Source organism: Streptomyces flavofungini, from assembly GCF_041028215.1.
GTDB classification, from domain to species: domain Bacteria; phylum Actinomycetota; class Actinomycetes; order Streptomycetales; family Streptomycetaceae; genus Streptomyces; species Streptomyces flavofungini_B.
The window spans coordinates 1-7,614 of record NZ_JASKYR010000438.1 but is presented as its reverse complement, the minus strand read 5'-3'; the positions used below and the strand labels follow the sequence as shown (position 1 = coordinate 7,614).

The 7,614-nt window shown below is 73.8% G+C and carries 5 protein-coding genes; all 5 read right to left on the bottom strand.

Annotation, left to right across the window (positions count from 1 at the left end):
- The coding region (locus tag AB8Z36_RS26190) for a non-ribosomal peptide synthetase (protein ID WP_369215837.1) at positions 1-3,088 on the bottom strand (3,088 nt) is incomplete at its 3' end.
- A 49-nt stretch (positions 3,089-3,137) separates the two neighbouring features.
- Entirely contained in the window at positions 3,138-3,623 is a 486-nt protein-coding gene (locus AB8Z36_RS26185) for a pyridoxamine 5'-phosphate oxidase family protein (RefSeq protein ID WP_369215836.1), read from the bottom strand.
- Positions 3,620-4,813 carry a cytochrome P450 gene (locus AB8Z36_RS26180; RefSeq protein WP_369215835.1) on the bottom strand — a complete coding sequence of 398 codons (1,194 nt, stop codon included), beginning with the start codon at positions 4,811-4,813 and terminating at the stop codon, positions 3,620-3,622. The genes AB8Z36_RS26185 and AB8Z36_RS26180 overlap by 4 nt, the downstream gene beginning before the upstream one ends.
- Positions 4,814-4,932: 119 nt before the next feature.
- Positions 4,933-5,508: a TIGR00730 family Rossman fold protein gene (locus AB8Z36_RS26175; RefSeq protein ID WP_369215834.1), complete on the bottom strand. Its 576-nt coding sequence runs from the start codon at positions 5,506-5,508 to the stop codon at positions 4,933-4,935.
- A gap of 146 nt (positions 5,509-5,654) precedes the next feature.
- A complete protein-coding gene (locus tag AB8Z36_RS26170; protein ID WP_369215833.1) occupies positions 5,655-7,187 on the bottom strand; it encodes an adenylosuccinate synthetase in 1,533 nt (510 codons plus the stop codon).
- Positions 7,188-7,614: the final 427 nt, after the last annotated feature.

The following is a 7,614-nucleotide window of genomic DNA, read 5'->3' as shown; positions in this document are numbered from 1 at the left end:
GTGTCCCCGCGGGGGCGGGAGGTAGCCGGAGCTCAGCAGGTAGGTGAGGTAGCGGTCCAGGAGCGCGGTGTCGACGGGCGGGCAGCTCAGTCCGCTGTCGCGCAGGGCGCGCTCGGTGTTCCGCCGCGACAGGCGCGGGAAGGTGTCCTCCAGGTACATCTCCTTGACCGTGATGTCGGCCTTGTTGCCCCGGTCCACGCACAGGGAGACGAAGGGGGCTGGTGGGGTTGCGGGCCACGTGCCGCACCAGCTCGTCCACCCACTGCCCGTAGGGCAGGCGGCGCAAGGTGTACCCGGCCGCCCGCATGCGGTCGAGGACGTCGCCGAGCAGGGCCGGGCGGGGGTTGGTCAGGTGGTAGGTGTGCCCGGTCGGCTCATGGGTCGCGATCCGTACGACGGCGGCGGCCAGGTGGTCGACGGGGACGAAGTCCATGGGCAGGGCGATGTCGGGGGCGAGACCCGTCTCCGCGACCATCTTGAACAGGGAGCAGATGGCTGTCTCGGTGTTGCAGGCGCCGCTGCGGGTGTCCCCGGTGACTTCGTAGGGGCGGTGGACGACGACGGGCAGGCCCGCGTCCGCCGCGTGCCGCAGCAGGCGTTCGCCGACCCACTTGCTCTCGGCGTAGCCCATGGTGAGCCGGTCGGCGTGGGCGAGTGCGGTGTGTTCGTCGACCGCGCGGACACCGGCCGTGCCGAAACCCGCGAGGACGGCGACGGTGGAGATGAAGTGCAGCGGGACACGGCGCGGGGCGGCGAGACGCACCAGTTCGCGGGTGCCCGCGACATTGGCGGCACGCAACGCGGAGTAGGGGTAGAGGAAGTTGACCTGGGCGGCGCTGTGCACGATGAGGTCGGCGTGCCGGGCGAGCCAGGCGGCCTGCGTGAGCGGCAGGCCGAGGCGCGGGGCGGTCAAGTCGTACGGGAAGGCCGCCACGCGCTCGGTGTCCGCGAGGCCGGGGTCGAGGCCGTAGTGGTCGAGGGTGGCACGGACGCGGCGCCGGGCGTGGTCGGCGTCGCGGGCGCGGACGGGGCAGTGGACGCGGGCGTCGGTGGTGCGCAGCAGCCGTTCGAGGAGAAACGCGCCGACGAAGCCGCTTGCGCCCGTCAGGAGGACGGTGCGGGGCCGTCGCGGGCATGGCGGTGGGCCGGTGGGCTCGGGCAGGGCGAAGCCCAGCTCCGCCTCGCGGTCGAAGTCGATGTCTTCACCGGCAGCGGGCGGCCCGGCTCCGTCGGTGACCCGTTGCACGGTGTGCGCGTAAGCGGCCAGTGTCGGCGCGGTCAGCAGGGAGCGCACGAGGCCGGTGCCGTGGACGGCGGGGAGTTCCAGGGCGCTCACGGTGCGGTTGACGACCTCGGCCGCCAGGAGGGAGTCGCCGCCGAGGGCGAAGAAGTCGTCCGCTTCGGTGGGGCTGATCCGCAGGACGGTCTCCCACACCAGGGCCAGGAGGCGGACCAGTTCGCCCTCGGCGCCGGGCACGCCGCCGTCCGGGGTGCGGGGCCCCGGGACGGTGGGCCCCGAGCGGGCGGCGGCCTCGGCCCGCAGCGCCGCCCGGTCCACCTTGCCCGCGGCGGTGACGGGAAAGCGGTCCACGACGGTCAGGTGCGGCAGCATCGGTCCTGGCAGCCACTGGGCGCAGTGCCGCCGCACCTGGTCCGGGTCGGGCGGTCGGCCGGTCCCGGCCGGGGTGAGGAAGCCGTGCAGCACCGCGCCGTCCGCCGACGGCTCGACGACGGCCTCCCCGACGTCGGGATGCGACCGGAGGTGGGCCTCGACCTCGTCGGGCTCCACACGGTGCCCGCGGATCTTGATCTGGCGGTCGCCGCGTCCCCGGTACTCAAGGACGCCGTCACCGCGGCGCGTCACGCGATCGCCCGTGCGGTACAGGCGGCGGCGCTCGGTGCGGGGGGTGTAGACGAAGCGCTGCGCGGTCAGCCGGGCGTCGTTGACGTAACCGAGGGCCAGGCCGTCGCCGCCGACGGCCAGTTCGCCGGTCTCACCGTCGGCCGCCTCGGTGCCGTCGGGGCGCAGTACGTGGCAGACCGAGGCTCCGTAGGGGCGTCCGATGGGGACGGTGGCCGCGTCGTCGGGCAGCCCGCGCACGCGGTGGAAGGTGGAGACCACGGCGTTCTCGGTGGGGCCGTAGAAGTTGACGACGGTGGTGTGCGGGCAGGCGGCGAGCACGGCGCGGGCGAGCCCGGCGTCCATGGCCTCGCCGCCCGCCGACACGAACCGCAGGCGGCTTAAGGCTGCGGGGGCCGAGCGGGCCATGTGGTGGAAGACGCTGGTGGTCAGGTAGGCGACGGTGACGCCGCGCAGCCGCTCGGCCAGGGCCGGGGGCGAGACCAGTTCCTCGCGGTCGATCAGTTCCAGGCGTGCGCCGCCGAGCAGCGCGTTCCAGATCTCGATGGTGGAGGCGTCCGAGGACAGGGCGTAGGCGTGCAGCACCACGTCGTCCGCGCCGGGCGGGGGCAGTTCGGGCTCGGACAGGGCGAGGCGGACCACGGCCCGGTGGGGCACGGCTACGGGTTTGGGGCGTCCGCTGGAGCCGGAGGTGAACATGACGTAGGCGCAGTCGCGGGCGTCCCCGGGGACGGGAGGCGGACCGGCGCGGGTGGCGTCGTCGGTGTCGTCGCCCTGGGCCGGGGTGGGGCCCAGCGCCTCCAGCGGGGGCAGGTCCACGCGGACCTTGACGCCGCGCAGGCGGCAGGCGCTGCCCGGCAGGACCACGATGGTGCGCACGTCCGCGTCCTCGGCCATGGCCCGCAGCCGGGCGGGCGGCAGACCGTCGTCCAGCGGCACATAGCAGCCCCCCGCCTTCAGGATGCCGAGCAGGCCGACCAGCGCCTCCAGGGACCGCCGTCCGCAGATGCCCACGGGTGTGCCGCGCCCTACGCCGCCGCGCACCAGGCGGGCGGCGAGCTCGTCGGAGGTGTGGCGCAGCCGGGCGTAGGTCAGTTCGCGGCCGTGGTGGCGGGCCGCGGCCGCCGCTCCGCGTTCGGCGGCGCGCGCGTCGAAGAGCTCGTGCAGACGCTGCTCGCGGGCACGGTCGTAGGCCGGGGTGGTCGCCCCGTCGGTGGTCGTGGACATAGCGTGATCACCTTCTTGAGTGCGGGCGGGCGGAGCGGCGCCGACCGGGTCAGGAGAACGCGGCGGCGAAGGCCGTGAAGTCCGCCGTGCGCCAGCGCTGGGGGCACATCCGGAAGGTGACGTCGTCCGCCAGCTGGTCCTGGGTGGCGCGCAGGTAGGCCTCGGCCTCGCCCTCGGGCAGGTAGTGATGGGCGGCGGCGCTTCTGGCCGCGGCGTCGGCCGGGTCCTGTTCCTCGACGACGGGGCCCTCCACACTGACGTAGCGGTAGGGGGGCCGCTCGTCCTGCACGCAGAGGCTGACGCGGCCCGCGGCGCGGATCAGCCGGGCCTTGGCGGTGTCCCGGCCCGTCTGGAGGATGACTTCGGCGCCCGGCTCGTACACGTACCAGACCGGTACGAGCAGCGGTGCGGTGGTGGGGCCGCCTCGGGTGTCGGCGACGCCCAGCACGCCGACGTGGACACCGGCGAGAAAGCGTTCACGCTCACGGCGGGTCATGGACAGGGACATGGAGGTCTCCCGGGAGGGTCGGTTCACGGACGTGTCCACCGCACGGGCAGCGACTGGGGCAGGGTGATGGCGTGGTACGGGTGCCAGACGACCGCGTCGGGGGGCACCGCGAGTCCGAGGTCCCCGGTCTCTTCGAGCAGCGTGCGCAGCGTCACCTCCGCCTGCAGGGCGGCGACGGACCTGCCGGGGCAGCGGTGACGGCCGTGGCTGAAGCGGAGGTGCGGGTTCTCCGGCCGGTCGATGTCCAGGCGCTGGGGATCGGGAAAGACGCGGGGGTCGTGGTTGGCCGCGTCGGTGGAGACGAGGACCAGCTCGCCGCGCCTGATGCGGACGCCGCCGACGGTGACGTCCTCGCGGGCGACGCGGGCCAGGCCGTCGCCGAGGAAGACGGTCCACCGCAGCAGTTCGTCCACGGCGCGCGGCATCAGTCCGGGCTCGGCGCGCAGTCGGTCCACCAGGTCCGGGTGGCGCATCAGCGCCGCGACCGCGGCGCCCAGGAAGGTGGCCGGGTTGCCGTACTGGGAGATGAGGAGGAACAGGAACAGATCCGCGATCTCCTCCTCGGCCAGGGTCCCCGCACGGTCGGCGGGACCGATCAGCTCGCCCAGCAGCCCTTCGCGCCGCCGCCGCAGACGCGGGAGCTGCGCCAGCATGTAGGTCTGGCCCGCCTCCCAGCACGCGGGCACGCGCTCGCCGCTGTCGGGTCCGGTGCGGAAGATGCCGAACAGGACGCTGTCGTCGGGGCAGCCGTCCGGCGTTACGCCGAGCAGCGCGAACGTCAGCAGGCGCGACAGCGGGAACACGAATCCGGTGATCAGATCGGCGGGCTGCTCCTCGCGGGCCAGGAAGGGGCGCAGCACCCCGCGCACCAGGTCGGCGATCGTCCCGGCGGTGAGGTGCTGTTGCGCCGGTCCGAGGCCCCGGTGCAGCGCGGGCAGCATCCCGGTCCGCTGGAAGTAGGTGAGCGTGTCGGTGACGGTCGGCGGCGGATAGAGGGGGTCCTGCCGGGGTGCGTCGGGGTCGGAGGTGAGGCTGAGACTGAAGCGGCGGTCCCGCAGTACGGTGCGCACCTCCTCGTATCCCGCGATGAGCCAGGCGCGGTTGTCCGTGTTCGTCAGTACCTCGCTCACGGGACAGTGGGCCGCCCGCTCGGCCAGCTCGGGCGCGATCCGGTCGCCCTCGAAGCAGAACGGGAATCGGGGTGGTTGCTGGGACACGGGGCATCTCCGCTCGCGCTGGGAGCCGGTCTTGCGGGACTGGGCCGCTGCTGCCGATGTGGGCAGTAGCTGACGTAGGCCGTTGCTGGCATGGGCCGCTGCTGCCTGCGGGTCGCGCCCTACGTCTGGTCGAGGGTGAGCCCCGGCTCCCCGCGCCTCGGGGTATCGGCCGTCGGGCGGGAGGCCTCGGCCAGCGCGTCGTCGACGGAGGAGGCGTGCCGGACCAGTTGCCGGTCCTCGACGGAGATGAACCCTTCGGCGCGGGCGTGATCGAGCATGCCGCGCAGCGGGGCGTAGAAGCCGTCGGCGTCCAGCAGGACGACCGGCTTGGCGTGCAGGCCCAGTTGGGCCCAGGCCGTGATCTCGAAGAGTTCCTCCAGGGTGCCGTAACCGCCGGGCAGCGCGACGAAGGCGTCGCTGAGGTCGTGCATCAGGGCCTTACGGGTGTGCATGGAGTCCACGACACGCAGGTCGGTCAGGTCCCGGCGGCCGAACTCACGGTCCATCAGCGCCCGGGGAATCACCCCGACGATCTCCCCGCCCTCCGCGAGGACCGCGTCCGACAGCGCGCCCATGACGCCGACGCCACCGGCGCCGTAGACGACGCGGATGCCCTGCCGCGCGCACGCACGGCCCAATCCGTCCGCGAGCCGCGCGGCGCCGGGCCCCTTGCCCGGACTCGCCCCGCAGAACACGCACAGACTCCGCGGAGCGCCGTCCCGCCGACTGCCCGATGCCGCCCGCCGACTGCCCGATGCCGTCGGCGTACCTCCGTCGTCGTGGAGCATGGATGGTGCCGTCCCTTCGTCGTCGAAGCCGTGCTTCCGGACGGGAAGCGGGGTCAGGTGAAGGGCTGCCGCGTGGCGGCGGCCGTCTCCTCCCCCGCGCGGGCCCCGGGCACGGCGCCCGGTCCCGCGCCCGGCGGTCCCCCCATGACCGGGGCCAGCCGGGACCCCGGGGCGATCAGCACGTCCCGCTGCGCCGGGCCGACTCCGGCGGCGGCGACCTCCACTCCCAGGTAGTCGGAGATGTAGGCGAGGAAGTTCCGTGCCTCGACCGGCAGGTCCTCGTACCGGGTCAGACCCCGGGTCGGGCGGCGCCAGCCGGGCAGCCAGCAGTACACCGGCGCACACCGCTGCAAGTAGTCGTTGTCGGGGAGGAATTCGCCGTGTGCGGTGTCGGGGGTCGCGTAGCTGACGCAGACGCCGATGCGGTCGAAGGTGTCGAGGACGTCGAGCTTGGTCACGACGACGCTCGTGTACCGGTTGAGGGAGACCGCCCAGCGTGCGTGCGGAAGGTCGAGCCAGCCGCACCGCCGGGAGCGCCCGGTCGTCGTGCCGAACTCCTCGCCGCTCCCGCGCAGCCGCTGCCCCAGCTCGTGGTGGTCCTCGGTGACGAACGGACCGTTGCCGACCATCGTCTGATACGCCTTGAGCACCCCGACGCGGTGGTCGACCAGCGTGCCGTCGAGACCGCTGCCGCTGGTGACCGAGTAGAAGGCGGTCGGTGACGTCGTCACGTACGGGTACACCCCGTGCTCCACGTCCAGCATCGGTCCCTGGGCGCCTTCAAGCACGACGGAGTATCCGGCGTCGACCGCCGAGCGCAGCAGGGTGACGGAGTCCCCGGCCAGGGAGAGGAGCAGGTCGCTGTAGCGGCTGAGCCAGGCCAGGTCCTGCTCGGCCCGGTCCTGCGTCAGTCCGAAGAAGCGGGCGTTCTGCCGCAGACGGCGGCGGAGCAGAGCGGGGTCGCGCAGATCGGCGACGCGGATGCCGATGCGGTTGGCCTTGCTGACGTTGGCCGGGCCGATGCCCCGCCGCGTGGTGCCGATGAGGTCGCCGGAGCGCCCCCGCTCGCTCTCCTGGCGGCCGTCGACCGCGCGGTGGGAGGGCAGGACGAGATGCGCGCGGTCGCTGACGACGAGCCGTCGGCGCAGCGACGGGACGACCGCCGACAGATCCTTGATCTCCTCGGCCAGTGTCTCGGCGTTCACCAGAACGCCGTTGGCGATCACGCCGAGCACCCCGGGATGTCGCATGCCGGACGGCAGCAGGTGGTTCTTCAGGGTGCGGATACGGCCCGAGGCCTCCTGGTAGACGGTGGTGTGCCCGGCGTTGTCGCCGCCCTGCACCCGGGCGGTGATCTGGTGAAACACCGCGAGTCTGTCGGTCATGGCGCCCTTGCCGCCGTCGCCCTGCTGCAAGTCGCCCACCCACGTGATGTGCTGCCGCTCCGGAGGAGGGCCGACGCCTTTCACCAGCGGGGCCAGCAGCGCCTGCCGCCGGGCCCGCCGTGCGGCCGCCACCGCCGGCCATGCCGCACGCGGATCCGCGCCCGTACCGTCGGGCGGGGGGTGGTCGGTCTCATCGGGCATGTGGCCTCCACGGGCGGTTACGGGAGCTGGGAGCACGGGAGCTGCGAGCACGAGAGCGGGAAGCGGGAGAGCGGGGAGCACGAGGGCCGAGGAAGGGCGCCGCCTGCGCACCCGCACCGTGGGGGATGCGGGTGCGCGGCGCGACGCCGGAGCCGAGTCGGCCGGTCTCGGCGCGGCGCGACCTTGTGGTCACGGAGAGTGTGCACACGACCGCTTTCCGCTACACCCCGCGCCGCCCGCGTTCCCCCGTCCGAAGGGCGCGCGGTAGGTACTCGGCGAGGGAGGCGGAACCACCCCGTCCGCTCGTGCCACCTCGCGCGCCGCCTTCGCTCCGCCCTCATCCTCCCGGGTGGATACCGCCCCCGCGGCGGCGGGCACCCTTGCCGTCGGGCGGGCACCGAAGCGCGCCCGCGGCCCAGGAAATGAG

What these genes read in the sequence shown, in the direction of transcription:
- AB8Z36_RS26170 (WP_369215833.1), bottom strand. Translation starts at nt 7,187, where the DNA reads ATGCCCGATGAGACCGACCACCCCCCGCCCGACGGTACGGGCGCGGAT.